The sequence below is a fragment of the Bacteroides sp. 14(A) genome (assembly GCF_000526555.1).
GTDB classification, from domain to species: domain Bacteria; phylum Bacteroidota; class Bacteroidia; order Bacteroidales; family Bacteroidaceae; genus Bacteroides; species Bacteroides cellulosilyticus.
The window spans coordinates 77575-103318 of the sequence record NZ_JAGH01000004.1; the positions used below are offsets into that span (position 1 = coordinate 77575).

Genomic DNA, 25744 nt, shown 5'->3' on the forward strand with positions numbered 1-25744 from the left:
ATGTTGATTATTTAGAGGTTAATTGATAAAGCGGGGTGAATATGCGGCTCAGTATGCTCCGGTCCGATGTGATGATTTCGGCTTTCCCCGAGAGACCTATCTCATACTCTATTTCATCTTTGGTTGTGGTATTCAGTCCATAGGGGAAATTGATTTCCACTGCGTAGTTTTTGCTGTAAGGAACGTAGGCGATGGAAGCCACTTCGCCGGTGAGATATCCGTAAGTATGCACCGGATACTTCTTCAAAGCGATGTTCACTTTATCTCCGGTCCGTATTTCCGCAACCTCTTCCTGCGAGAGCTTGACGCGTCCTGTAGGCTGCCCTTTCTGTTCCGATACTACGGAGCATACGGTGTCACCTTCATTTATCACATTGCTTATTCCCCAGCTTTTCCCCAGAATCACGGTTCCGTTGCTGCTGCTTTTAATCAGGTATCTGGCTTCCCACATCTTCAGGCTGTTAATCATGTTCTCGTATGCCAGTTCCAGTGTTCTCCGGTTTAGTGCCACTTCTTTTTTATGTTCCATTCTCAGGTCGAAGAGTTGGCGCCTGACACTCAGAATATTCATTTCATTCTTTTCGGGCTGTTTCTCCAGTATGGCCAGTTCCTCTTTCAGGAATCTTTCTTTCTGCCGGAAGATGTCGAATTCATCATAAATCATGCACGTACGCACGGCATCTGTGAATTGTCCGTAAGCTCCGGTCATTTCACCCATGATGAGGTCGAACGGAAAACGGTTCAGGTACTTTATCTCGTTGGTGCGGTAATATGCCTCCACGTCTCCCAGCACACGGCTGAATTTCTTCACATCCTCCATAGAGGCTGCATTACGCAGAATACCCAACGTATCGTTGCGCTTCACCTGCTGCCGGTCTTCCACGAAGAACCGGTCTATGATTCCCGACTGTCCCACCGTTATCCATGCTGTTTTTGATAAGTCGTCGATGGTAACGCCTGTCTTCACGGTGTCCGGATAGGAGAACAGGGCGGCGAAGATGATTAATAATCCGATAAGCCCGTAGATGATATGACTTCCCGTATGTATCAGCCAGTTGGGCATATCGCCCAGTATGTCGTTATTTTCACGGTTGTACAGTTCCACTTTGTCCGCTTCCTTGTCTTCCGGTTTGTAGATTTCTTCCATGCGTGCTCCTCCTTTTAGGCGTTCAGTTCCAGTTGGTTTTTCACTAAGCGGTAGTAATCTCCCTGTTGGGATATCAGCGAGTCGTGGTTGCCCTGTTCGGTGATGTTGCCATCCTTTAGCACTACAATCTGGTCGGCATTGCGCACGGTGCTGAGGCGATGGGCTACGATTACTACTGTACGGTCTTTGAAAAACTGGTCCAGATTCCGCTGGATTGTTTTCTCATTGTCCGTGTCCAGTGCATTGGTGGCTTCGTCAAAGAAGAGGTAATCGGGGTTGCGGTAAATGGCTCTGGCTATCAGTATCCGCTGCTTCTGTCCCTGGCTCACACCTTGCCCGGTGTTACCTATCCGGGTGTTGTACTTCAGGGGCAGGGTCTCGATGAAGCTGCGTATATTTGCCATATCTACGGCATAAAGCAGTTTCTTTTTGTCCACGGTGTCATCTTCGGGAGCGATGTTGTTGGCTATGGTGTCGTTGAAGATAAATCCTTCCTGCATGACGACCCCGCAGTGCTTGCGCCATTGCTTGAAGCTCAGGTCTTGCAGCGACTGCCCGCCTATGCACACCTTTCCTTCCGTGGGTGGATAGAAACCCAGCATCAGTTTTATCAACGTTGTTTTTCCGCTTCCACTTAGCCCTACGATGGCGGTAGTCTTTCCGGCCGGAATGTCCAGTGATACCCCTTTGATAATCTTCTTCGACTTTTCCGAACCATACGTGAAGAACACATCTTGCAGTTGTATGGACTGGTTGCCGGATATTTGTTCGTCGCTGTCCGGTCCCTTGTCTTCCTCCTCGTTGGGCTTGCTGTGTATCTCTCCCAACCGTTCCAGACTGAGTTGGGCGTCCTGCGCTTGCTGCATGAAGGATACGAACTGTTCTATCGGGCCTTGCATCTGACCAATGATGTACTGTATGGATAACATGATACCCAATGTGATGTCTCCATTCAGTACGGCGGTGGCGGAGAGCACGGTAATAAGTATATTTTTTACCTCATTGATGAGCACGGCGCCCACTTGCTGCCATTGCCCCAGATTGAGCGATTTGATGTTGATATGAAACAGGGAAGCCTGTATGTTTTCCCATTCCCATCTTTTCTGCTGTTCGCATCCCAGCAATTTGATGTCCTGCATACCGTATATCATTTGCATCAGGTTGTCCTGATTGACGGACATCTGTTCGAAGTTCTTCCGGTTGAGGTCGGCACGCTTGCGCATGAAGAGCTTTACCCAGCCTACGTAGAGGATACTGAAAAGGAGAAAGAGCAGGAAAATTTTCAGGTTGTACACGGCAAGCACTCCACCGAAGATGATGATGGTGATAGTTGCAAACAGGATGCTCAGCACGGACTGGGTGAGGAACATCTCTATACGTTTATGATCTTCGATGCGGCGAATCAGGTCGCCGGCCAGCTTGCTGTCAAAGAACCGCATGGGCAGGCGCATCAGCTTGACGAGGAAGTCCGATATCAAGGCTACATTGACGCGCGTACTGATGTGCAGCAAGATGCAGCGGCGTATGACTTCAATCAGTGTGCGGCTGAATACCAGCATCAGTTGGGCTGCCAATATCAGTTGAATAAAGTTCAGGTTACGATGCCCGATACCCTGGTCTACGATGGTTTGTGTCAGGAAGGGGAAAGCGAGTTGCAATACACTGCCTGCCAACAGGCCTATAATCAACTGAACTATCATTTTCCGGTAAGGGTGTACGTAGCGCAGCAGATGCCATAGCGATATGCCTTCGTACTTGATGGGAGTTGTGTCATAGAATTGCGGGGTTACCTCAAGCAGCATGGCTATTCCTTTCTCTATGCCTCCTTGCGAGGTGCTTATCCAGCATTTCTTCAGTTCCTCTTCTTCATATTTCAGTAATCCGTAAGCCGGATCGGCAATATAAAAGTAGGTTTTCCCTTTCTTCTGAACAATATTGTAGAGCACCACGAAGTGTATCTGATTCCAGTGCAGTATGCACGGTAGTCTGGACTGCTGTTTCAGCTTGTCGATGGTGGTACGAATGCCTGTGGCACGCATACCGATGCTGGTGGCTGCTTCACTGATGCCTTGCATATTCACTCCGGTGCGTTGTATGAATGATTGTTCGCGCAGTTGTTGCACGGAGAATTTCTTTCCGTGATATCTGGCTATCATTCTCAAGCACGAGGGCCCGCAATCCATGCCGTCCAGTTGTTTATAGAAAGGGAATTTCATAGTAGGCTGGTTTTATTGATTCTGAAATCGCTGGCAATTGTTGCAACATTCTCCACCCATCAGGGCGCAGAAATCCTTCTCTCCATAGTAGTATGTCTGGCTATAGCAGCTATAGAGTATTTCTAACATCAAGTCTTTGCGCAGGAAAGTTAGATATTCGAAGAGGGCGGATCGGGATAGATTCAGCTTTTGGGCAAATACTTCCGGTGTACCTGTACGTCGATGTGCAATCAGCGTATTCATATAAATGATTTTCTGTAAGTCGACATTTTTCATAATGGTGTGTTTTTAGTATTGAATAAGAAGAGGTAGAAAAGAAAAAGGAGAGGCTTCATAAGTCTGTCTCTCCTTTTCCATAGTTAAAGCTGAAATGTACCTTGTAAGTAACCACCGTAATCATTGCTGATTTCAATCGTGTAACTACCTTGAGGTAAGCTGTCGAGAGGAATGGAAACAAAAGATGTTTCGGGTGCTGCAATATCACGCTGCCATACGGGTTGGCCATTGGCGTTGACAATGGTGATATTTATGTCATAGTCAGGGGAGGTACATTTCAAAGTTAGCTGGTCACCGCTGATGGAGGCGGTGAAGGGGATAGGGGAGAGGCTTCTTACTAATGTCCATTCTCCTCCAAAAATTATCTCTGATTCAGTATAAGAACCTCTGATTTCTGCCTGTATTGGCTGCGTTGGCAAGCTACTTATAATTAAGAGCATGCAGATTGATAAATAACATACATAGTTTCTCATAATTGTTTGTCTTTTGATTTTCTGAAAACAAATTTAGCGGTTAATTATTGGATTGTTATGGACACAATATGGACATGTTGATCTTGATAACTCGCTAATAAATAGAAAAGTATGAAAAAACTTTTATTCGAATCTGGACATGCTATGATTTAATACTCCCATATCCAGATATCAATGAGTTGTGATTTGTCGAAGTTGTCTCCAAGTTCCTTTATGATTTGCTCTTTTATCCGTTGTTTCCGTTTAGAGACAGAGGCCGGAGAAATATTCAGTATCTTTGCTATGTCAGATACAGTAATGCGCAATTTAATAAGGCAACATACTTGCAGGTCATTATTGGTAAACGATGGGAATTGTTCTTTTAGGCGGAGAGTGAAGTTGTTGTATAGCTTATTTATATTTTCTTCCACTTCTGCCCATTGAACGATTGTGAGTTGTTTGGGTGATTTTATGAGAGAATCCAATGGTTTTATATATGGAATTAGTAATTTGCACAGGAATTCTTCACGGTTACGCAAGCGTGTATTTTCTTCTGCCATAACATCGAAAGACATTAATTGCGTTTTGAGTTTTCCTTGCATGTTTTGTGAATATTCCGCCATGTTCTGTTGTAGTAGAATAGTTTCTTTTTGTAGATTCTCATTCCTTTTTTTGAGTTCATTCAATCCGTTTTGTTGCTCCATCATTGTTTCATGCAATCCTTCGTTTGCAGCCAACTGCTCAGAGAGTTGCATTATATGTACTTTATTCTGCGCCATTTGCATTTCATTTTCATGTATTTGCAGGCTGTAGATACGAAGCTGTTCTTCCTGCATCTGGATAGTACGTTCTTTTTGTATCAACTTACGCTGATAGAGGAAAATGAGGCATGCTATGACTATTACTATAAATAATAGAATATATAAGTTGTTTCGTATAATCTGTTCGTTTTCTATTTGCAATGTTTTTTTTTCGTTCAGTAGCTTTTCATGATCATACTTTTCTTTCATTGCTATGATTTCTTTGCCATGTTTTATTTTGGTAATTGAATCTATACATGTGTAGAACTTATCACAATATGTCATTGCTTTAGCATAATTCTGGGGTATAGTACGATTTAAATAATATAGTGATTGATATGCGCCACATACTGTATATATATTGTTTGATGTGGCAGCTCTGTTAAGATAGTATTGAGCGGAGTCGTTCATGTTTAGTTGCCGATAGATATCTCCCACTGTTAAGTAGTTTTGTAGAGATTCTTTCTCTTCGTTTATTCGTAGTGCTTCCAAGGCGTATATAAGAGCTTCTTTGTAATTTTTTAAAAAAACTCTATAAACAACTGCAAGCTCATTCAATGCAATAGTTATAGACGTTTTATCATCTATTTCTCTTGCGACTTCTAATGCTTTTTTATAATAACTGATGGATTTGTCTGCATCTGGTTTTATAGAATATGCTCTACCTAAATATGATAAAGATAGAGATATGTATGCTTTATTTTTAGATAACTGGGCAAAATTTTGTGCTTTCTGAAAGGCATCAATTGCATAATCGGGTAAGGAGCGAAACACATATATTTCTCCTATTCCGGCATATATAAAATATGCCAATTGATAATCTTCCGTCTTTTCTATCTCTGTAGCAGCTTCTAAATAATATTTCAGAGCAGTTTCAGCGTCGTGTTTTTCATCATTATGATATATACCTTCCAAATATCCTGCAAGTGCTTTTCTCTGTGGATTTTCTTTTTGTTGAAAATACTTATAGCCAATTGATATTAAGCTGTCAGATTCCAATTTCACATAATTCTTTATTTTCGCTTGCGATAGTAGCAGACACCGCGTTGCATATTGATATTTATCAGTAACCTTGGGTGGTGTCATTTTTTCAAGAATATGTAGTGCGCTGTCGGGATATGCATACATACAATTTTCTGCTTGCGCCAGTTCAGGAAGTAGAGTTGGTGAAGATTCTGTGTGGGTGTTTGTGCATGATAGTACAAGTAAAATTCCCCAGATACAAACAATATATTTATTAGATAAAAGCATAGTAGTAATCTATTTGAAAGCAAAAATAAATTATTTCTTTAAAAAAGCAAAATGTTGTACTACATTCTTTCGTCCGTCACTTCATTTTTTTGATATGTATAATGAATCGTTTATCACGGGGTAACGTTGGAACTACGAAGTTTAGTGAATTACTAATCCTCCCTTTTATTCCAATACATGTTATTAGACATAAAATAATATAATTCATCTAATAAAAATCCTTATTTTGAAAATTAAAGGATATATTTGTGATAATTTCTCAAATAAATCGGTTAAGATATGATTATTCAATTTACAATAGGGAACTTCCTGTCTTTCAAAGAACAATCTACATTGTCATTAGCAGCATCAGCTTTGAAAGAAATACAGGTTCCGGCTGAAGATATAATCTTTAGCGTAGGCGTCACCGGATTATCGTTGATGAAGAGTGTAGTTGTTTACGGTGCTAATGCATCCGGCAAATCCAATTTCATTAAGGCATTTGAATTCTTTAAGTGGTATGTGATAAACTCATCGAAGGATATTCAAGCAGGAGAACGTATTAATATAGAAAGTTTTCGGTTAAACTCGCTTACTGCGGGTGAACCGAGTTATTTTGAAGCAATATTCTGTGATGAAGATAATCAATATCGTTATGGGTTTGAAGCCGATAACTCATTGGTACATTCAGAATGGCTCTATCAAAAAGCTAATAAAAAGAGGGCTAAAGAGGTGGAGTTATTCTACCGGGAAAAAGATAGCTTCGACATTCATACTAAGTTTGTCGTTGGTAAAGAACTGGCAGGTAAACGAATGGTGAGAGCAAATGCATTATTGCTTTCTGTTGCAGCGCAATTCAATGATCCGATAGCAGTAGAGATCATGAAGTGGTTGAACGATACCACTATTATTTTAGGTTCCAATGATGAAAAAATATGGAGTACTGCAACCACCCAACTGGATGACATCAGGATGAAACAGAGAATTGTAGAGTTTTCCCGTTATGCTGATTTAGGTATTGAAAATATTGAAAAAATAGATAATACGATTGTTAGTACGCATACGCAATATGATGATGAAGGCCATGAGGTGAAAGCTATTACTTTTCCATTCAGGAAAAACGAATCGGAAGGCACGATAAAGTATTTCTCTTTGGCGTACCCTATCATTGATGCTTTGGATAATGGAAAGCGTCTTATTATAGATGAATTTGACTCTAAGATGCATCCACTTCTTACATGTAGAATTATTGCCCTGTTTAATTCAAAAGAAACCAATCCGAAAAATGCTCAATTAATATTCACTACTCACGATACAAACTTGCTGAGTGCTAATATATTCCGACGGGATCAGATTTGGTTTACACAAAAAGACCGTTATGGAGCAACCGAACTTTATTCGTTGGCAGAATATAAAGTACGCAATGATGCCTCGTTTGAAAAAGATTACCTATCCGGCAAGTATGGAGCAATTCCAATTGTCGGAGATTTAACCCGTTTGTTTAATACACAAGAAGAATAAATTATGACGGCTATAAGAAGGAAAAATATAAATCCATTCATGCGAAAGATTTTCTATTCGCGATGTGATTTCTTTTATAACTACCACCATTCATGAGCTAATAAATTACTATATTATAGTGTAAATATGGCTATAAATATCTATATATTACTACTATGATTGTGGTTTTAATTACTTTAAGTATTAGAACGGATAGCTTTTATCTACTTGATGGACTAATGTCAATATATCGGTTCGATGGTGATAAACTGGGAATCTTGAAAATATTTGCTTCGAGTACTTTCGGACGGAAAAAATGACGAGATAATCAATGTACTGATTTCATTTATAGTGAAGAGAAGTATAGAGAATTTTAGGTATAAATAGATAAGTAATAATTCAAGTCAATAACAAGTACCCTATTAATAACCGTAATCAGCGTTTTTAAAGAATAATAGCTACGTTTTTTAAGAATGTTCTCCGCTTTTATTAACAGCACAAAAACTGGTAATTACACCTGATTTGGATATATTTCAACAAAAAAGGCAGTAATCCTTGTGAGGAAATACTGCCTTTACTTCTTTTATACTCGTTACTATTTAGGGTGAAATTCACTCGGATTAGCTATAATCAGACTGAATAGCTTGGGAGTAAGTTATCAGTAATTATATATTTGATATCTGTTTTTTATGAAATATTGTCAGATTTATTCGCTTTATGATGCTTGGCTGTAAGAATATTACGGTGTTCTTTGGATTTTTCCATTTGCTAAAGTTTTAGGTTTATATTAGAGTTCTGTTCTTAAACTTCTACAAAGATACTACATCAGAAAGGTGAAGTCAAGTATTTCAGTCCTCATTTTAAAACGTTTTTCTATTTATGATGCTAATCTTTTGATTAATAGTATTTTTCAATTCCGCCAAATCCTACTATTGTTTTGTTTTCTTTTGTTTTGCTGATGAAGTTGTTTAACCGCTTCTCAAATTCTTCAGGACGTTTTCTCGCAGCTTCGATGTACGCTATTCGGATTCGCTTATATGCTTCGGAAAATGGTTGATAGTTTTTCCATACTGTTTCATCTTCTTTCAATTTATCAATTATATCATTGGGAAAAATGAAAGGCTCAGATAAAATACTTCGCGTTTTCTCCTCAAATTTCGGGTGTATCATTTTATTTTCCAATAGCCATTTAAGCCTTTCTTTGTTGGCTTGCGAGTAAGTGCTTTTAGGGTTTCTGGGTGTGAAACGCTGAATTTTATGATCTTTGTCAAGTGGTTTGGTTGTACTGTCAATCCAATCGAAGCAAAGGGCTTCTTCAACGGCATCATTGTATAAAATGCTTTTTTTGCCGGACGACTTATAGGGAAATACAAACCATATTTCACTGGAGGTTTCAAAGTTGTCCATTAACCACTTTCTCCAATCTTCTCGATTCTCAAAATACTTTATTTTATTTTCTGTAGTCATAGCAAGTTATTCAAACTAATCATTTTACTGCTTTACTTTCGTGGTAATGACGCATTTCGCAATTTAATTTTGCCTCAACAATTACTGTATGTAGCGCAGCTACCATTTTCTACGATATTAAAACATGTAGGCTTTGATAGCTTAACAGCTTATTATAGCTGCCAAAAATACTAAATCTTTGAGAAACAACTCCAATTATCTCTTAAAACCTTTATTCTGATTTATAGGGCTTACCTTATATATAGGAAATCGTGCGGACTTGATCTGTTCTTTAACTTCAGTATGACCAAGGTAATTCTTCACTAGAGCCTCCAAGCAGGGGATGCAGATGCCTCACAAGGAGTCTGATAATAGGATTAATGCGAAAATATATTTATTTTCTTAATATTTTATCCAGTCCTGTTAGAATGGACTGATATCGGTTAGTTTTGCAATGTGAGATAATTACCCCAATTACTAACTTAAGAAATAATTACTTATGGAAGAGAATGACAAAAAAAGTAAAGAACAGATCAAAGTAATCAAGGATCAAGATGAAACTTTAGGAAATGATCAACTGGAAAACGTTGAAGGTGGTGGAACAGAATGTGTTTGTGATTGTTGGAATAGAAATACTAACAGTGACAAAGATAAGCAGGAGACGCTTAAACCTAGTACATCCGACGACAAAGTACTGTAGTTTTCTATAGAAAACAGATTTAGAATGCTTAGCTATTACTAACTAAGCATTCTATGTTATTAATAATAAATCAACTTGTGATTCTATGGCTGAAAATTTAAGCATATCAAGATATACTTATTTATTTGTGTCTTCGAAAAAGAAGAATTTGGTATACAATTCGCGGACTAATACTTTTCTTGAAGTCAGTGACGATTTGTATAAAGAGCTATTGAAATGTAAAGATGATAAACGCAATATCAGGAAAATTGATATAGATGTTTTATCCTCTCTCTTAAAAAGAAAAATTATAGTGGAGGCTATGGAAGATGATGATTTTTTATTGGAGCATCAATATGAAACAGATCGTCGCAGTTATTCAAAATATGTACTGGGTTTGACTCTTGTGCCAACACTTGGATGTAATTTTTCTTGTTATTATTGCTTTGAAGAACATAAACGGATGGTAACAATGAATGAAGAGACTGAAGATGCTGTGATTGCATTTATAAATTCACATCATGAATCCCGTCAATTAGCTCTTAATTGGTATGGAGGAGAGCCATTGATGGCTATTAATACAATAGAACGTTTATTGGATAAGATCTCTCAAAAAACAACTCTCGAAATGACTAAGCATTCTCTTATTACTAATGGGTATTTTATTAATAATAGAGTGTTAGCTCTATTTAAGCGATATCCGTTGACTAAGATGCAAGTAACATTGGATGGTAGCAGAGAGCGGCATAACTCTATTCGAAAGACAAAGACTGATTTATATACTTATGATAAGATTATAGAAAATACGAGTCGTTTTATTGAAGAGTTTCCTAATACTTTGGTGGATATTCGCGTAAATATAGAAAGAAATAATAAGAATGATTATTACCAGGTTGCAGAAGAGCTACAAGAAAAATGGAAACAAAAAAATGTGAGAGTATATCCTGGATTTCTGCGAATTGATAATGAACAGAAAACAGAATATGCTTCTGAAACTTTAAACCATAAAGAAATAGAGGAGTTACTATGGGATGCAAGACAAAGAAACTTGTTGGAAATTCCGTTATATCCCCAAAGCTTTTGTTCAAAAAGTTGTGCTGCTAATCGTCAATGTGCATATATTGTAGGTCCTGAAGGAGAAGTTTATAAATGTTGGAATGATGTGAGTGATCCCCAAAAAATTGTAGGAAATATATTCACTAATAAAATGACCAATAAGACATTGTTGAATAGATATATTGTGGGCACTAAATGGTATAATGATCCTGTTTGCAAAAAATGTTTTTTCCTACCGATATGTAGTGGTGCATGTGCATGGTATACTTTACGGAATAAATATGAAAATGGTAAATATAATTTATGTACTTGTACACAGAAGGCTCCTGGTATGTTGGATAAATGTTTGGAAAGTTATTATGATTCTTTTTTATGATCAGTGGTGATACGTTGAATCAGTGTAATTGCTCGAAGCCGCTTTGAATTAATATATTAATTGTTAACTAATAACTGGATATTATGAAAAAAATAGCGATACTATATTTTCTATTTTCTATTTCTACAATCTTTTCTTCTTATGCTCAGATTAAGGGTAAAGTTGTTGATAAAAGTAATTCTGAACCTTTAGCATTTGCAAATATCGTTATCGTACAGGATAAGGACTCTACGACATTTGTCGGAACGGTTACAGATATGGAAGGAAACTTTATGCTCGAAACTACAAAAGAAAATCCGGTTATTAAGATCAGCTATCTGGGATATGTGACTACATCTGTGGCGGTAAAGCAGAATGTTCTGAATACAATAAAACTTGAAGAAGATGCCAACTTGTTGGGTGAAGTAGTTATCAAAGGGACTCGTCAGCATTTTAAGATGGAGAATGGTGGCATTGCTATGGATGTGGCAAACAGCCCGCTGAAGAATGTGGGTACGGCCAACGATGTTCTGGAAAAGCAACCTTTTATCGTGAAAAATGGAGATGCCATCAGTGTATTGGGTAAAGGTACTCCACTGATTTATATCAATAATCGTCTTGTAAGGAATGATAATGAATTGGAGAGGCTAAGCTCTACACATATTAAGAAAGTTACTGTGATTACTAACCCCGGACCGGAGTATGATGCTTCTGTTAGTGCAGTGGTTCTGATTGAAGCTATACGTCCACCCGGAGAGGGGATAGGCGGTGAGGTTTTCGGAAGAATGGATGTCAGGAGTAAAATTTCTGCCGATGGGGCGGTGGATCTGAATTACCGTAAGAATAAATTGGACCTGTTTGCTTATTACGGGTATAGTGAGAAACAACGTGAAATTGATATTAATTCGATGCAGACTTTGGAAGCGGAAGAAAACATAACGGCTGTACAACAGATTGCTATACAAAAGGTCCATAATAAGTTTCATTATCTGGAGGGAGGACTCAACTATGAATTAGACGAACGACATTCTATAGGTGCCAAGTATGTTTATACGCGTACTCCTTATTATAAAGGTGGAGTGGATATAGTATCGGCTGTAACAAAGGATCGTGTGTCAATAGAGGAGTTTCCAACGAACACTAAGGTAGATATGAATGCTAATTCTCACCTTCTGAATGCTTATTATACCGGTAATGTGTCCCCTTGGCTTAAAGTGCAGTTGGATATGGACTATGCTAAAGGCAGCAGTGAAAACCATGATTTTTCTGTTTCCGAAAGAGAAGATGAAGTGGAAGTGGGTACGCGCTCTTTACAGGACTATGATTTATATGCAGGCAAACTTACTTTATCTACACCTCTATTGGGAAGTAATTTTAATTATGGTATGGAATATAGCCATACGACCAATGAGCAGACTTATTGGGTGGATGAAAATGAGGGAGCTCCTTCGCTTGCGTCTAATGAGAATATGTCGAAACAGAAGTTGTTTGCGGCTTTTCTCAGTTATTTAAAAAGTATAGACAAGTGGATGTTTAATTTAGGACTGCGTTTTGAAAATGTCGGTTTCGATTATTTTGAGAATGGCAATAAAGTGGATGAACAAAGCCGTACATATAAAGATTTCTTTCCACAGGCTTCGGTGAGTTACCGGTCTGATAAGGTACAGATGATGTTGGGATATCGTGCTACGATTCAGCGGCCAAGTTATTATCAACTTCGGAACAGCATTCAATATGATGACCCTTACACTTATGAAACCGGTAATCCGTATCTGAAACCTACCCGAATAGATGATATCTCATATTCGTTGCTGTGGAAGAAAATTAAGTTGATGGTTTCGTATAAGATGTATGATAATATGTCACTATTGATACCGCATCCTTATGGTGAAAAACAAGATATCGTTATGTATATTCCGGAGAATATGGATCATACACAAAATCTGATGGCTATGGTTTACTATTCTCCCCGTTTAGGCTTTTGGGAACCGGTTGCAGGCTTAGGCGTATCGAAAGACTACTTCAAATATGGAGATACAGGACAGAAGTATGAAAAGCCCTTTTTACGTTATAGTTTGCAGAACACGTTCCGCCTGCCTGCCGGGTTTGTGGTGATGCTGGATTTTCAGGGCACATCAAAGGGGCACTCGAACCTGACTTACTTGTATGACCAGTTCCGGATGGATGTACGGGTGACGAAAACTTTCATGAAAGGTAATCTTATTCTGAACTTAAGGGGATATGATATACTGGGTACGTACAAACAGAAGAGGTTGATGGAGGTTAATCCAATAGTTTCCTTGATAGATAAGAACTTGGATACTCGTTCATGGCAGTTCTCCGTGCGATATAAATTTAATGCATCAAAGAGCAAGTATAAAGGGAAGTCGGCTTCTGAGGAAGAAAGACAGCGTATGTAATGGTTATACCGACCTGTTTTAGTTTTATTCTGACTGGAACTCTATATTGATAATAAGATTTGTGGTCATTGAAATACTGATTCAATTGTTGAATCAGTATTTTTTATATATCACAAAACTATTAGTGTCTTTATGCAGTATTTTACAATTTCTTGCATTTCTTAAAAGGTGAGACTGCTTACACACTAAAAAACTAAAATATGAAAAACAAGTTATCCGTTTTACTGGCACTACTTTTTTTGCTTTGTACGGCAATGTGCTGCGAGGAATTTGAAGAATACATTCCCTGTCAGGTGACCTTAACCGGAATAGGTAAGGTGGAACACTTGGATAATGCCGGAAGCGTGCCTGTTGCTCCGGTGGGTGGAGTGGTATCTCGCCAGGCATATATGTTGCGGATACCTTTGGACTTTGAATATGAGAAAGAGACTGTAGAGGGAACATATTATGAATACATCCTGACTGATACCATCGCCAATATACAGATTATCTCACTTACCGCTTATGATGAATCCCATCCTGCCGGTACGGATGTGAACGAACTTTTCATGGACTATCCTTTGCGTCAGGAGGACCAGTTGACAGATTATAAATACGGTTATATGTATGGGACTGTTTTTTATAAGATACCCCGTACACTTCCTCAAGCCGGAGTGCATCGGTTTAAAGTCGTAGTGACGACCCGCAAAGGGGAAGAGTTTACCAAAGAAACGGATGAGATCACCATGCAATAAATGAAGAGTCAATGAGAAAGCTATTTATCACTTTGCTGGCAGTGGGACTGCTGAGCATTATGGGCGGACAGGCACAAAATAGAAATTCACGTCATCAGCTTGACTTAACCACCGGAGTATCTTGTCATTTTCAGAGTGGAGAATCCTGGATTTCTTCTTCTCCTGTTCCCGTCATGAGCTTTGCTTATACTTTCTATGTATTTCCACACTGGGGAATCTTTTCTTCTATGAGTGTGGCCCCCCTCATCAGAGAAGGAAATGGGGATAAGTTGAGAAGACCTTATAAAAATGACCATTTTGTAAAGGATGCGTATGATTTTGATGATGAAATGGGTTTGTCTATGGCCTTTGGCATTGCCTATCGGCTGAATAAACCGGTATGGGATGTACAGTTGCGCTTGGGATATTACCTGGTTGATGCAGAGGAACATTCTTCTCATTTTTATGTGAAAGAAAAGAATTCCAATGTAGTACGTTGGATTAATTATGATCAGTCATTCTCCATAGAACCCGGTGGTTTAATGAGTGCTATTCAGACTTCGGCTATGTTGTCGAGGCGTATCTGGCGCAAACTCCATTTTTCGGTGGAGGCCAAATATCTCTTCCTCCCTGAACGGGCTACGCAGACTTTTGAAAAGAGAAACCTGTTGACAGGAGAGATTGAGGATAGCTACTCGAAACGTGTACGTGTGCACTATCTGGAGATGGCATGCGGAATTAGCTGGCATTTATAATCTTTATACCATATCGTCTCCCGTCTTCACCACAGCCACTTTCAGAGTCTTATGGAAAGGGATGAAAGCGGAAACCACTGCGATAACCAATGCGGCAATCAGCAGATAGCCGATTACAGTCTTGATGCCCAGTAGCAGGCTCTGTTGCTGAAGCGTGGAATAAAAGTTATTGGCGGCTAACTGGCTGGCTTCATCGTATCCGTGTCCCTGCGCCAAGGCACTGTTCATGGCTTGCGCATAGCGGGAGGAAGCCAGTGGATTGGTGAGCGTCATGTGCTCCGAAAGGGTGTTCATCCCCTTAATTTGTAAGTAATAGAGCAGGTTACTGAAAAAAGAAGCGGATATTGCCGGAGCCAGTACAGAGCGGAGGGATATCAGAAAGAAAGCGTTAGACAGCATGAGCTTAGGATCCAAATCTTCTACTACATATACACCGAAGGCTATGAAAAGAGTCATCATCCCCAGTCCGCGGAGGAAAACCGGAAAGTAAAGCATCTCGTAAGTGGAGTAGGGCGTGATGCCGAAGTAGAGGATGACCAGATAGATGACGTAGCAGAACATTCCTCCGGAAATGAGATAGCGGAACCGCCATCGCTGCCATCTGAACCACCAGAAACAGATGATGGCTCCCACAATGAATCCCGGTATAAGCATCAGACTGAGCGAATTGGCATGCACGCTGTCTACGCGGATAATGCTGTTCAGGTAATTGGTAATCAGGGAACTACTGGCACTGAAAAACATGACCAGTACCATGAAAGTGTATCCGATGATGGATTTATGGTGATGGAGTGGTTTCAGGCTGACGTACGGCTTCTCCTGGGTCCGTTGCCGATGGACGAAAAGGTAAATCAGTATGGGGATGGCAATCGTATAAATCCGTATTTTGGGAGAGGAGAACCAATCTAATGTCTTTCCGTAGGTAAATATGTAAATGCTGAAAAGCAATGCAGCAGCTATGATAAACATGCTTCTTCCGTCGATTTCTTTGTAAGGGATGCGCATGGGGCGCTTGGCATACCGGAAAAACAACAGGATAAAGATAATGGCAATCAGCATCAGCAGGATTGTAAAGTAATACATGTACTGCCACTGATAGTAATAGGCCAATTGTGCCGTCAGCGCCATGGATATTTGTCCGCCGGAAAATACGATGGGGTAGAAGTAGGCGTAGAACTCGCTACGCACATTCTTCGGACTGAAGAACGGGCGTACCTGAATAATAAACTCCAACATAATGAAAGCTTTCAGGAAGCCGATGAAGAAGCTGCATATAATGGTGATGTCCATATTGCCAACCTGGGCGCAGATGTAGCTGAGAAAGATTTGCAGGATCAGGTCGGTAAGCAGCATCGTTTTTGGAGTGGCGATCGCACGAATTTTAGGAATGATGGGATAAGCTACCGCCATACCTGCCGCTGCCGCATAATACCCCATTGTGATGTCTTCGCTGAGTATCCCGAGGGTACTGCTGACTTCCAGCATGCTTCCCGTATAGGTTCCGTTGAGCATAATGATAGGGAACATCACCACGAACATAGTGACGATACCCAGCCATTGCGGTACCCAGGGGCGGAGTGGAAGGTTCAGTTTTACCATCAGTGGACTTCCTTATTTTCTCAGTGCTTCGGTTTCTACCATCATGCCTGCGCGGAGGCTTTTCATCTCTTCGGGAGTGGCGTCGTCCAGCTCGATGCGAACGGGAATGCGTTGCTGCACTTTGACGAAGTTGCCGGCGGAGTTATCAGTCGGAACCAGGGCGTACTTGGAACCGGTTGCTTCGGATATGGCGGTAACAGTGCCGTGAAAGATATGCTCGCGGAAAGCATCGACCTTGATGCGTACTTTCTGCCCGATGTAGATGTGGGAAATCTGCGTTTCTTTGTAGTTGGCGGTGATCCATTTGTCGTTGCCTCGTACAAGATAGGAGATGGTTTGCCCGGCTTGTACGAATTGCCCCGGTTCGAGGGTGCGGCGCCCCATATATCCGTCGTAAGGAGCGGTGACTATCGTATAAGAGAGATTCAATTTTGCCATATCCAGATCTGCTTCTTTGCGAAGGATATTCGCTTCGATGCCGGTGGATTTTTTACTTGTTTCGGAGTATTGGGATTTTGCCGCTTCCTTTTGTTGCAGCAAGGCTTGATAGCGTGCTTGGGTTGCTTCGTAGGTCGTTTTTACCTGTTCATATTGTTGCTGGCTGACGGATTCTTCGGCAAGCAGGTTGGCATAGCGGCGATAATCCTGTTCCTGCTGCCAGAGCTTGGCCTTGGTTTCTGCAATGTTGGCTTCCTGAATGGCTACATTTACTTGCGAGGTCTGAATGCCGGAACTTAATACGTCTTTTGCACCTTTCGCATCCATCAGGGCAGCTTCCGCATCCTTTACTTTGATGAGGTATTCCCGGTTGTCAAGAATGAGAAGGGTGTCTCCGGCATGCACAGGCTGGTGCTCCGTGAAGCGGACTTCCTTGATATAACCCGAAGCGCGGATATTGAGCGGAGCTATATACTGGTCTACTACGGCATCATTGGTGATTTCGTAATGGACGTATTTCCAGAAATAATTGATTGTCAATGAAATTCCCGCCAATGCAAGGAGGATACATACCGTATTGAGGGTGATATTCCTTATTCTTAATCTCTTCAGTTGCTTATGTTTCTTTTGTAATTCGGACATAGATTACAATTGTAAATTAAAAATTAATAATTAAAAATTAAAGCATGCCGCAGGTTCGCTGTAATTCATAGTAAGTGTAAATGGCCTGCGTACGGGCAACGGTCAGTTGCAGTTCAGCATCCAGCCGCACGCTGCTTGCATCCAGCAGGTCGGTGAGGATGGAAAGCTGGTTCAAGTAGCGGTTTTGCACAATCCGGTAGTTTTCTTCTGCCTGGCTGACAGAGAGCTTCAGGGCTTCTATTCGGTTCAGAGCCTCTTTATGGCGGGTGTAGGCAGTTCGGATCTGAATACGGACGTTCTGCATCAGGAGTTCTTCGGCATACTTTTGAAGTTGTACCGTCTGCCGGGCTTCGTGCATCTTGTGCTTATTTTGATAAAGAGACGACAGGTTGTATGAGAGGCTGAGGCCGATGTTCCAATTGTTGTTGTACATGTCAGCCAGCGTAGTGCTGAGTGGGCGTGCAAGGGTGTTGCCCGCATGCAGTGACAGGCTGGGAAGGTAGTTTGCTTTAGTCAGCCGGATATCGTTTTCTGCCAGCAGGGTTTGTTGGCGGACAATCTGCATGCCCGGATAGTTGTTGTAGGCTAATTGTACATACGTATCATAATCAGACACACTGACGGCGGTATACAGTAAAGTGGTGTCCGGTGCTATCAGTTGTGATTCGTCCAGTCCCAGCAGAATATCGAGTTGCTGCGAAGCTATGGAGATGCTGTTGTCGGCTTCCTGATAGGCCAGGCGGTCGTTGGTCAGTTGCAGTTCACTGCGGATTTCATCATTGCGGGTGACTATGCCTTCTTTTTTCATCCGACGGATATCTTTCAGTCGGTGTTCGGACTCTTCGATGTTGCGTGCCAGCACTTCCCGCTGCTTGTAGTAACTGAAAAGCGTCATGTACTGTTGCAGCAGTGCCAGCTTGATTTCGGCTTCGTTGTCGGCACTGGTTAGGGCGGCTATTTGCTCTTTAAGTTCGGCCTGATGTATTTGGGCCTGTATCCTTCCTCCCTGGTAGAGGGGTTGCGTCAGGTTGATATTATAGTTTTGTGACCAGTCCGGCGTTTCGGGGCGCACGGGGTGTGAAAGTCCCCGCTGAAAGATGACAGGCTGGCCTATGATTCCGGCGCTGGCACCTACTTGGATATCTGGCAATCGGTCTGTGTATGCAGACTTCTTTTGGTCGTTATAAATAACCTCTTGTAGTTTGCTCTTTTTAAGTTGAAGACTGTTTTCTGTGCCCAGACGGAAAAGTTCGTCTACGGATAATAGATGTGCATTCTCCTGAGCGGTTAGCCACAGCGGAGCTACAGCAAGTATGTGAATGAGCAAGAGGCGAAGAAAATTAGAACTGGTTGAATATCTCATAGAGTGTCTCTAGTTGATTGGAACATGCGTTTAGGTTCTCTATTCCCATCAGTTGGCCCGTCTGGGTATAAAAATCCTTGATGAGCGGGCGTACACGGTCGGATATCTCTTCTCCTGCGGGAGTGAGGTACACAAGTCGGTTACGGCGGTCGTTAGGGTCTTCCTGGCGCATGATCCAGCCTTTCTTTTCGAGGTTTGCCATCAGATTAGTCATGCAAGCTTTGTCTTTGGCTGTCTTTTCGGCTAATGCCTGCTGGCTGATTCCTTGTTCCTGCCACAGGGAACTCAGTACTTGTAACATTTCAAAGGTGATATCTATGTTATTGCGTTTCAAAACGCGTTGCAGAGCTTGGCGGAATGCCATGCGGGTTCTTAGCATTTGCTGGATAAGCCCGCGGGATGAATTGTAATTCTCCATTGCTACGTTGCTTTTTATTTTTCGGGCGCAAAGGTAGAGCTTTTTATTGGAATTAGTCAAATGTTTGACTAATATTTGTGAGGGGAGGTTTGGAAGAAAGATTAGAGAATATACTTTTATGAATAAAGAAAGGGTATAGAAAGCTTATTTCTATACCCTTCTGTTATAATTGAAATACGATTTATAATTCGATAACCAATGATTCTCTTGGTCCCATTGTCAGCGATTCACCGAATGCAACTGTCTTTCCACTAAGAATATCTTTTCCTTGTTTGGAATCTTTCAATATTTCTTTGTAGAATTTCAAAGGAACAGTAGTTTCGGCATCTGTACCATTCAACATTACGAATACGGTTTTACCTTCGTGCTGGCGGGCATACGCGTAAACACCATTCTGTACCATGAATTGCACCATGCTACCTTTGGCGATAACATCGTTTCCTTTACGCCAGTTCAATAAGGTCTTGTAGAAGTTATAACATTCGTTCTGTATCTTGCTGCGTCCTGCGGCTGTCAGTGCAGTTTCTGTATCGCCAGTCCATCCACCGGGGAAGTCTTTACGAACGTATCCGTCACTCTTGCTCTTTACGCCGTTCATCATGATTTCCGTACCATAGTAGAGTTGCGGAATACGGCGGGTGGTAAGTAGCAAGGTAGAAGCTTGTTTCAGCATTGGCAGATTGTCGCCTTCACCCAGAAAGCGGTCGGTATCATGGTTTTCGATAAACGCCAGTACGGAAGCCGGGTTGGGGTAGAGAAAGTCGTATACGAAGCTATTGTACACGCGGTCCAGACCTTTGAACCATGTTTCGGTCTGCTCGTTCTTGGCAGTATTGATTTTATCGAAGAAGCTGAAGTCCATAACGGTTTTCAGGTTACTGTTCTTCGGGGCAGAGAGTTTGGAATCCATTTGCCACCAAGCTGTATAAGCCGGTTCGGTAACCCAGGTTTCGCCTACGGTGTTGTAGTTGGGGTATTCTTCGTTCAGCTCTTTCATCCAGTTGCTCATGGCGTCATAGTCGGCATACGGATAAGTGTCCATGCGGATACCGTCGATATTGGCGTACTCAATCCACCAGAAGCTATTCTGTACCAGGTAGCGATATACGTGCGGGTTCTTTTGGTTAAGGTCCGGCATAGCGGTAACAAACCAACCGTCGTTCATCTGGTCGAAGTCGTATTGTGAAGTATAAGGATCAACGTGCGGAGTCAGTTTGAAAGAAGTCTGCACAAAGTTCTTTTCATGATCGGGATTGTTGAACCAGTCTTTAGACGGCATATCTTTAATCCATGGATGTTCTACGCCGCAGTGGTTGAAGATCATATCCATTACAATCTTGATGCCGCGGTCGTGGCATTTGGATATCAGTTGCTGATACTCTTCGTTGGTGCCGAAACGCGGATCAACTTTATAGTAATCGGTAGTAGCATAGCCGTGGTACGAACCGCCGGTCATGTTGTTTTCTAGTACCGGAGTGAACCAAAGAGCGGTTATACCCAGGTCGGAGAAGTAATCCAGATTTTGCTCGATACCTGCAAGGTCACCACCATGGCGGGCGTTCGGATCATTGCGGTCTACTTTGTATTCGGCCATGCCGGGGATTTGGTCATTGTCCGGATTGCCGTTTGCAAAGCGGTCGGGCATCAACAGGTAGAGGGCGTCGGAAGCATCAAAACCTGTATGTTCACAGCTTTTCTTGCCGCGTGCTTTCAGTTCATACTCTTTGACGATTTTCTTTTTGCCTTGTGCAAAAGTGAGAGCTACTTTACCGGGTTTCACGTCTTTCTCCAGTCTCAGGTAGACAATCAGGTAGTTCGGGCTTTCCAGCTTGACAGTGCTGCTCAAAGAAACGCCGGGATAGTTGACAGTAACGGAAGAGTTACCGATGTCTTCACCGTAGACCATAAGTTGGAGTTCGGGATTTTGCATTCCGGCGTACCAAAACGGAGGGTCGATTTTGTTTACGTTCATAGCTGCATACGTACTAAGGGAAAGTAAAAACGTTCCCAGGATAAGGAATAATTTTTTCATGATATTAGCTTTTCGTTATTATATCCGTATTTTGGTGCTAATATAAGCAAATAGCGGAGAAAGCTGCCGCTACTCCGCTATTATATACTTTATAATGTTATGCAAACGTTTTCACTTCTTTACTGTGTCTCTGGAAGTTTCTGTCTTTTTCGTATTTGTTGGTACTGCAATCACTTTCCCCTGAAAGAAGTCATCCACTTTCTTTTTCTCGCGAAGATCTTTCAGCCAAGTTTCGGCCGCACCATAATAAGTACTTAATCCTAATATTACATTTCCTTTATCATCTGTTTCGGGTTGCTCACTGCTGTTTTTGGGACGCGTTTTAAGGAAAGCCTCCAGACAACGTTCTGTATTCTTTTTATCTTTCAACTGATATTGGTAAACATATGCCATGTCATACAAGAGCTTATGATTTTCTATATCATATTTATCATATCTGTCTTGCATCGTTTTGATTTGCTCTTTAGGCATTAGTGCCATTTTATAACAGTCTGTGAGGCCGACATAGAGGCGTACCATAGCACTATCGGGTGGGGTAGCATATGCCACAGCTTCTTCCAGATATGCAACTCCTTGATCCTTCCATGACGTTTTGGAACAGGAGCGTCCTAAATAATATAGCAGATTCACATTACGCTTATCATATTGGCGAGCTACTTCCAGTATATCATGTGCTTCATAAAACTTTTCTACTGCGTAGTAACTGACTCCTAAATAATAACAGGTGGTAAATGTACTGTCCCCTAGGCTTAGTAACTGTTCGTATCTCTGTATTGCGGTCTGATAATCTTTCATCAGGCAGTATGCCAATGCATTTTGTTGGTTTACAACCACGTTTGTACTGTCTATTTGGCGGTATTTTTCAGTAGCTTCTATAGCATAATTATAAAATGCTCCTTCGATGTGCAGTCTTGCTGCTTTGGCAGCAGCCAGAAAGTCGTTGGGATATTTTTCCTGTATGTTTTCATAGCATCCCAATGCTGCTAAAATGTCATCTACCCCTTCAAAACTTTGAGCTTGTAGATGTAATGCAACAGCCGAGCTATCTGTTTCTGTAAGTAGACTGCTCTCTCCCAATGCTTCATCGAATTTCCGCTGATTCAGTAATAGAGTAATGTATTGGATACGGGCATATTTATTATCCGGATTCAGGTCCACTGCCTTTTGATAATATTTTAATGCCTGTTTATTTTTTAATAATGACTTGCAGCACTCTGCTGCTTCAATATAAGCTCGTGGATTCAGAGAATCTTGCATCACGACTTCTTCATATACTTGAAGCGCTTCCCTGTTGTTGCCAAGACTTTTTAGCGCTTTCCCTTTTTGATAGAGTAGGGGAACAGTCGGCGTCTCCTTATCAATGAGCGTCAGTGCCGTCTCATAATCATAGTTTGCCATTGCTTCCTGAATAGGGTTGGTATTTTGTGCCATCAGCAATGAAGAGGCACTGAAAAAGAGTAGAATAAAGAGTTTCCGCATAGTCTTTTTATCTTTAAAGTATTGCTTAATTGGCTGCAAGTTACTAAAAAGATTTACTTTACGAAATATTCGTAGCTTCTTTTAGATAGATTAACGAATAAAAATAGCGCCCCTTCAACCGAAGGAGCGCTAAAATATACCGGATGTTTTGAATGGCAAAGATACCACTCAACGCACATATCTTTTACATCAAGAATCCCAGCAAGATACCGGCAGCTACTGCTGAACCGATTACACCTGCAACGTTCGGACCCATGGCGTGCATCAGCAGGTAGTTTGTAGGATCATATTCCAGACCTACTACCTGAGAGATACGTGCCGAATCAGGTACGGCAGATACACCTGCATTACCGATCAACGGGTTGATCTTATTATCTTTCTTCAGGAAGAGGTTGAAAATCTTCACGAAGATCACACCTGAAGCGGTAGCAATTACGAATGACAATGCACCCAGACCGAAGATCTTGATAGAGTCGAGTGTCAGGAACTCAGAAGCCTGAGTAGAGGCACCTACTGTCAAACCTAATAAGATAGTAATTGTATCAATCAGCGGACCACGTGCCGTTTCAGCCAAACGACGGGTTACTCCACTTTCTTTCAACAGGTTACCGAAGAACAGCATACCCAACAAAGGCAGACCGGACGGAACAAGGAAACAAGTCAGCAACAAACCGATAATCGGGAAGATAACTTTCTCCGTGTGAGAAACTACACGCGGCGGTTTCATACGGATCAGACGTTCGTGCTTGTTGGTCAACAGGCGCATGATAGGCGGCTGGATTACCGGTACCAACGCCATGTACGAATAGGCTGATACCGCAATCGCACCCATCAGATTAGGGGCCAGCTTGGATGAAAGGAAGATAGCCGTCGGACCGTCGGCACCACCGATGATACCGATTGCACCGGCTTGCATAGGATCGAAACCTATTTCCAAAGCGATCATGTAAGCACCGAAGATACCAAACTGAGCAGCAGCACCGATTAGTAACAACTTAGGATTGGATATCAGAGACGAGAAGTCCGTCATAGCACCAATGCCCAAGAAGATGAGCGGTGGATACCAACCGGAGGTTACTCCCTGATATAAGATGTTGAGTACAGAACCTTCCTCATAGATACCAACTTTCAGTCCGGCTTCCATGTTGAAAGGAATATTACCGATCAGCATACCGAATCCGATAGGAATCAGCAGCATCGGTTCAAATTCCTTGGCTACCGCCAAGTATATGAAGAACAAACCTACCAGGATCATAACAACGTGGCCTACCGTTGCATTGGCAAAACCCGTGTACGTCCAGAAGTCGGCAAGGTTGTTTCCTATAAATGTGATAAATTCTCCCATATTATTCAATAATTACAAGGTCATTACCTTCGAGAACGGAATCTCCTTTACTTACGTTGATCGCAGTAATTTTACCGTCTTTGTCGGCGTTGATATTGTTCTCCATCTTCATAGCCTCAAGGATAATAATGGTTTGTCCTCTCTTCACTGTATCACCCACATTGACTTTGATGTCGAGGATAACACCAGGAAGCGGTGATTTAACACCTGACTTGCCAGTAGAAGCAGCAGCCGGTTTCACTACCGGAGTTGCAGGAGCGGGAGCCGGAGTTGTAGGACGTACTACCGGTTTAACAACCACTTTCGGTGCCTTTTCCATTTCTACCTTGTAGGGAGTACCGTTCACTTCTACATGAGCGATATTTTCGTCGATATCTCCAATGGTAACTTTATATGTATTACCGTTGATTTTATATTTATATTCTTTCATTGTTTTATCAATTTATAGGTGATTACTTTTTCTGAGGAGTTTCACGCAATGTGTAAATCTTCGAACTCCATGGTGAATAGCTGCGTTTTACACGGGTGATAGTAAGAACGGTGTCTTCCACATCGTGTACATCGCTTTGCATCTCGTACATAGCCATGGCAATAGCAGCAAATATTTCTCCCGGAGCTTCGCCCAGTTTCTTTTCTTTAGCTTCCTGTTTGTCAGTAATACCTTTAGCCTTCATTGCATTACGCTTACTGAGGCTTACAGATACCCTGCCAACAATCTTGAAAGCAATGAAAAGCAGAATCAAACCGCAGAATACTACACTCATGGCAGAAATAGACATACCGATACCGTCGCTATCATGCTCTTCGAATTTCTCCATCTTAGCATTGCTGTCGATAGTTTTGTTGTTGGTACTCGGAGTTACGTATTTCTCTGCACTACCGTCTTTAACTTCCCATTTTTCGGCCGCATCACTTATGCGTGCATAAGATTGGTTAGCTTGTAATACGCCTGCCGGTATGACTATCGAATCCAATAAATTGCGTCCTGAATCATATAAGCCAATCCAGTTTGTGTCATCCGGATTCAAGGTGAAGTTTGTGTGGAATGTACCACGTCTTGCTTCTCCATCGGCCCAGAATAATGCATGCTGACGAGGTTTCACCAAAGTCAGAATATCACCTTTGGGGATAAAATAGCTGGCACTATCTCGACCATTTTTAAATTTCAGATAACAGCCTGCCAGGTCGGCGCTGCCGTATGATCTGTTGAATATTTCAATCCATGCGCTGTGCAGGCCGTAATCGTCCTGATAATTACCTTCGTTGGTAATCAGCACTTCATTCAGCACCAGCTTATTGTTCGATTTCTTCTCTCCGCAGGAAGAGCATACACCTAACACCAGCAGCAAGGTAAAGAATATTCCGATTTTTGTTTTATTCATA

The 25744-nt window shown here is 41.5% G+C and carries 21 protein-coding genes; 6 read left to right on the plus strand and 15 right to left on the minus strand.

Translation table 11 applies throughout. From position 1 onward, the window contains the following. Nucleotides 1-7: 7 nt before the first annotated feature. The 5 genes from K429_RS0119250 to K429_RS0119270 all read right to left on the minus strand — a co-directional run bounded on the left by K429_RS0119250 (nucleotide 8) and on the right by K429_RS0119270 (nucleotide 6142). The gene (locus K429_RS0119250; RefSeq protein ID WP_029327736.1) at nucleotides 8-1147 is read right to left on the minus strand and encodes a hypothetical protein; all 1140 of its coding nucleotides are present in this window, start codon (nucleotides 1145-1147) and stop codon (nucleotides 8-10) included. Between the two features lie 14 nt (nucleotides 1148-1161). After that, on the minus strand, nucleotides 1162-3363 hold the full coding sequence (locus K429_RS0119255; RefSeq protein WP_029327737.1) for a peptidase domain-containing ABC transporter: 2202 nt from the start codon (nucleotides 3361-3363) through the stop codon (nucleotides 1162-1164). A 12-nt stretch (nucleotides 3364-3375) separates the two neighbouring features. Next, a complete protein-coding gene (locus K429_RS0119260; RefSeq protein WP_029327738.1) occupies nucleotides 3376-3639 on the minus strand; it encodes a hypothetical protein in 264 nt (87 codons plus the stop codon). Nucleotides 3640-3722: 83 nt separating this feature from the next. Beyond that, on the minus strand, nucleotides 3723-4079 hold the full coding sequence (locus tag K429_RS0119265; protein WP_029327739.1) for a DUF3244 domain-containing protein: 357 nt from the start codon (nucleotides 4077-4079) through the stop codon (nucleotides 3723-3725). Between the two features lie 182 nt (nucleotides 4080-4261). Further along, a complete protein-coding gene (locus tag K429_RS0119270; RefSeq protein WP_029327740.1) occupies nucleotides 4262-6142 on the minus strand; it encodes a tetratricopeptide repeat protein in 1881 nt (626 codons plus the stop codon). A gap of 279 nt (nucleotides 6143-6421) precedes the next feature. Here K429_RS0119270 and K429_RS0119275 point away from each other — a divergent pair, with 279 nt between their 5' ends. Further along, entirely contained in the window at nucleotides 6422-7642 is a 1221-nt protein-coding gene (locus K429_RS0119275) for an ATP/GTP-binding protein (RefSeq protein ID WP_029327741.1), read from the plus strand. An 876-nt stretch (nucleotides 7643-8518) separates the two neighbouring features. Here K429_RS0119275 and K429_RS0119280 read toward each other — a convergent pair. After that, nucleotides 8519-9088: a YdeI family protein gene (locus tag K429_RS0119280; RefSeq protein ID WP_029327742.1), complete on the minus strand. Its 570-nt coding sequence runs from the start codon at nucleotides 9086-9088 to the stop codon at nucleotides 8519-8521. A gap of 478 nt (nucleotides 9089-9566) precedes the next feature. On the opposite strand from K429_RS0119280, the gene K429_RS0119285 reads away from it, so the two are divergent. The 5 genes from K429_RS0119285 (at nucleotide 9567) to K429_RS0119305 (ending at nucleotide 15045) form a co-directional block, all read left to right on the plus strand. Beyond that, the gene (locus K429_RS0119285) at nucleotides 9567-9767 is read left to right on the plus strand and encodes a hypothetical protein (protein ID WP_029327743.1); all 201 of its coding nucleotides are present in this window, start codon (nucleotides 9567-9569) and stop codon (nucleotides 9765-9767) included. 85 nt (nucleotides 9768-9852) lie between these two features. Further along, entirely contained in the window at nucleotides 9853-11178 is a 1326-nt protein-coding gene (locus K429_RS0119290; RefSeq protein WP_029327744.1) for a radical SAM protein, read from the plus strand. A gap of 83 nt (nucleotides 11179-11261) precedes the next feature. Beyond that, complete coding sequence (locus K429_RS0119295) at nucleotides 11262-13577, plus strand: TonB-dependent receptor domain-containing protein (RefSeq protein ID WP_029327745.1); 2316 nt, start codon at nucleotides 11262-11264, stop codon at nucleotides 13575-13577. Between the two features lie 200 nt (nucleotides 13578-13777). Then, entirely contained in the window at nucleotides 13778-14311 is a 534-nt protein-coding gene (locus K429_RS0119300; protein ID WP_007212883.1) for a DUF5034 domain-containing protein, read from the plus strand. Nucleotides 14312-14322: 11 nt separating this feature from the next. Further along, entirely contained in the window at nucleotides 14323-15045 is a 723-nt protein-coding gene (locus K429_RS0119305; protein ID WP_007212884.1) for a hypothetical protein, read from the plus strand. 3 nt (nucleotides 15046-15048) lie between these two features. On the opposite strand, the gene K429_RS0119310 is transcribed toward K429_RS0119305, so the two are convergent. From K429_RS0119310 to K429_RS0119350, 9 genes are all read right to left on the minus strand, one after another. After that, on the minus strand, nucleotides 15049-16644 hold the full coding sequence (locus K429_RS0119310; RefSeq protein ID WP_022394340.1) for an MFS transporter: 1596 nt from the start codon (nucleotides 16642-16644) through the stop codon (nucleotides 15049-15051). A gap of 12 nt (nucleotides 16645-16656) precedes the next feature. Then, entirely contained in the window at nucleotides 16657-17724 is a 1068-nt protein-coding gene (locus K429_RS0119315) for an HlyD family secretion protein (RefSeq protein WP_029327746.1), read from the minus strand. A 37-nt stretch (nucleotides 17725-17761) separates the two neighbouring features. Beyond that, entirely contained in the window at nucleotides 17762-19087 is a 1326-nt protein-coding gene (locus K429_RS0119320; protein WP_029327747.1) for a TolC family protein, read from the minus strand. Beyond that, nucleotides 19065-19505, minus strand: coding sequence for a MarR family winged helix-turn-helix transcriptional regulator (locus K429_RS0119325; RefSeq protein WP_007215588.1), 441 nt, complete (start codon nucleotides 19503-19505; stop codon nucleotides 19065-19067). The genes K429_RS0119320 and K429_RS0119325 overlap by 23 nt, the downstream gene beginning before the upstream one ends. Nucleotides 19506-19686: 181 nt before the next feature. Beyond that, entirely contained in the window at nucleotides 19687-21537 is a 1851-nt protein-coding gene (locus K429_RS0119330; RefSeq protein WP_029327748.1) for a glycoside hydrolase family 13 protein, read from the minus strand. A gap of 111 nt (nucleotides 21538-21648) precedes the next feature. Then, nucleotides 21649-23016: a tetratricopeptide repeat protein gene (locus K429_RS0119335; RefSeq protein WP_029327749.1), complete on the minus strand. Its 1368-nt coding sequence runs from the start codon at nucleotides 23014-23016 to the stop codon at nucleotides 21649-21651. Between the two features lie 184 nt (nucleotides 23017-23200). Then, on the minus strand, nucleotides 23201-24361 hold the full coding sequence (locus K429_RS0119340; RefSeq protein ID WP_007215594.1) for a sodium ion-translocating decarboxylase subunit beta: 1161 nt from the start codon (nucleotides 24359-24361) through the stop codon (nucleotides 23201-23203). A gap of 1 nt (nucleotide 24362) precedes the next feature. Further along, nucleotides 24363-24791 (minus strand): biotin/lipoyl-containing protein, encoded by a 429-nt coding sequence (locus tag K429_RS0119345; RefSeq protein WP_007215595.1) that lies wholly within the window; start codon nucleotides 24789-24791, stop codon nucleotides 24363-24365. A gap of 22 nt (nucleotides 24792-24813) precedes the next feature. After that, nucleotides 24814-25743 (minus strand): OadG family transporter subunit, encoded by a 930-nt coding sequence (locus K429_RS0119350; RefSeq protein WP_029327750.1) that lies wholly within the window; start codon nucleotides 25741-25743, stop codon nucleotides 24814-24816. Between the last annotated feature and the right edge of the window lies 1 nt (nucleotide 25744).

What these genes read in the sequence shown, in the direction of transcription:
- K429_RS0119295 (WP_029327745.1), top strand. Translation starts at nt 11,262, where the DNA reads ATGAAAAAAATAGCGATACTATATTTTCTATTTTCTATTTCTACAATC.
- K429_RS0119310 (WP_022394340.1), bottom strand. Translation starts at nt 16,644, where the DNA reads ATGGTAAAACTGAACCTTCCACTCCGCCCCTGGGTACCGCAATGGCTG.
- K429_RS0119285 (WP_029327743.1), top strand. Translation starts at nt 9,567, where the DNA reads ATGGAAGAGAATGACAAAAAAAGTAAAGAACAGATCAAAGTAATCAAG.
- K429_RS0119300 (WP_007212883.1), top strand. Translation starts at nt 13,778, where the DNA reads ATGAAAAACAAGTTATCCGTTTTACTGGCACTACTTTTTTTGCTTTGT.
- K429_RS0119260 (WP_029327738.1), bottom strand. Translation starts at nt 3,639, where the DNA reads ATGAAAAATGTCGACTTACAGAAAATCATTTATATGAATACGCTGATT.
- K429_RS0119265 (WP_029327739.1), bottom strand. Translation starts at nt 4,079, where the DNA reads ATGCTCTTAATTATAAGTAGCTTGCCAACGCAGCCAATACAGGCAGAA.
- K429_RS0119290 (WP_029327744.1), top strand. Translation starts at nt 9,853, where the DNA reads ATGGCTGAAAATTTAAGCATATCAAGATATACTTATTTATTTGTGTCT.
- K429_RS0119340 (WP_007215594.1), bottom strand. Translation starts at nt 24,361, where the DNA reads ATGGGAGAATTTATCACATTTATAGGAAACAACCTTGCCGACTTCTGG.
- K429_RS0119305 (WP_007212884.1), top strand. Translation starts at nt 14,323, where the DNA reads ATGAGAAAGCTATTTATCACTTTGCTGGCAGTGGGACTGCTGAGCATT.
- K429_RS0119280 (WP_029327742.1), bottom strand. Translation starts at nt 9,088, where the DNA reads ATGACTACAGAAAATAAAATAAAGTATTTTGAGAATCGAGAAGATTGG.
- K429_RS0119315 (WP_029327746.1), bottom strand. Translation starts at nt 17,724, where the DNA reads ATGTCCGAATTACAAAAGAAACATAAGCAACTGAAGAGATTAAGAATA.
- K429_RS0119335 (WP_029327749.1), bottom strand. Translation starts at nt 23,016, where the DNA reads ATGCGGAAACTCTTTATTCTACTCTTTTTCAGTGCCTCTTCATTGCTG.
- K429_RS0119330 (WP_029327748.1), bottom strand. Translation starts at nt 21,537, where the DNA reads ATGAAAAAATTATTCCTTATCCTGGGAACGTTTTTACTTTCCCTTAGT.
- K429_RS0119255 (WP_029327737.1), bottom strand. Translation starts at nt 3,363, where the DNA reads ATGAAATTCCCTTTCTATAAACAACTGGACGGCATGGATTGCGGGCCC.
- K429_RS0119325 (WP_007215588.1), bottom strand. Translation starts at nt 19,505, where the DNA reads ATGGAGAATTACAATTCATCCCGCGGGCTTATCCAGCAAATGCTAAGA.
- K429_RS0119350 (WP_029327750.1), bottom strand. Translation starts at nt 25,743, where the DNA reads ATGAATAAAACAAAAATCGGAATATTCTTTACCTTGCTGCTGGTGTTA.
- K429_RS0119275 (WP_029327741.1), top strand. Translation starts at nt 6,422, where the DNA reads ATGATTATTCAATTTACAATAGGGAACTTCCTGTCTTTCAAAGAACAA.
- K429_RS0119345 (WP_007215595.1), bottom strand. Translation starts at nt 24,791, where the DNA reads ATGAAAGAATATAAATATAAAATCAACGGTAATACATATAAAGTTACC.
- K429_RS0119250 (WP_029327736.1), bottom strand. Translation starts at nt 1,147, where the DNA reads ATGGAAGAAATCTACAAACCGGAAGACAAGGAAGCGGACAAAGTGGAA.
- K429_RS0119270 (WP_029327740.1), bottom strand. Translation starts at nt 6,142, where the DNA reads ATGCTTTTATCTAATAAATATATTGTTTGTATCTGGGGAATTTTACTT.
- K429_RS0119320 (WP_029327747.1), bottom strand. Translation starts at nt 19,087, where the DNA reads ATGAGATATTCAACCAGTTCTAATTTTCTTCGCCTCTTGCTCATTCAC.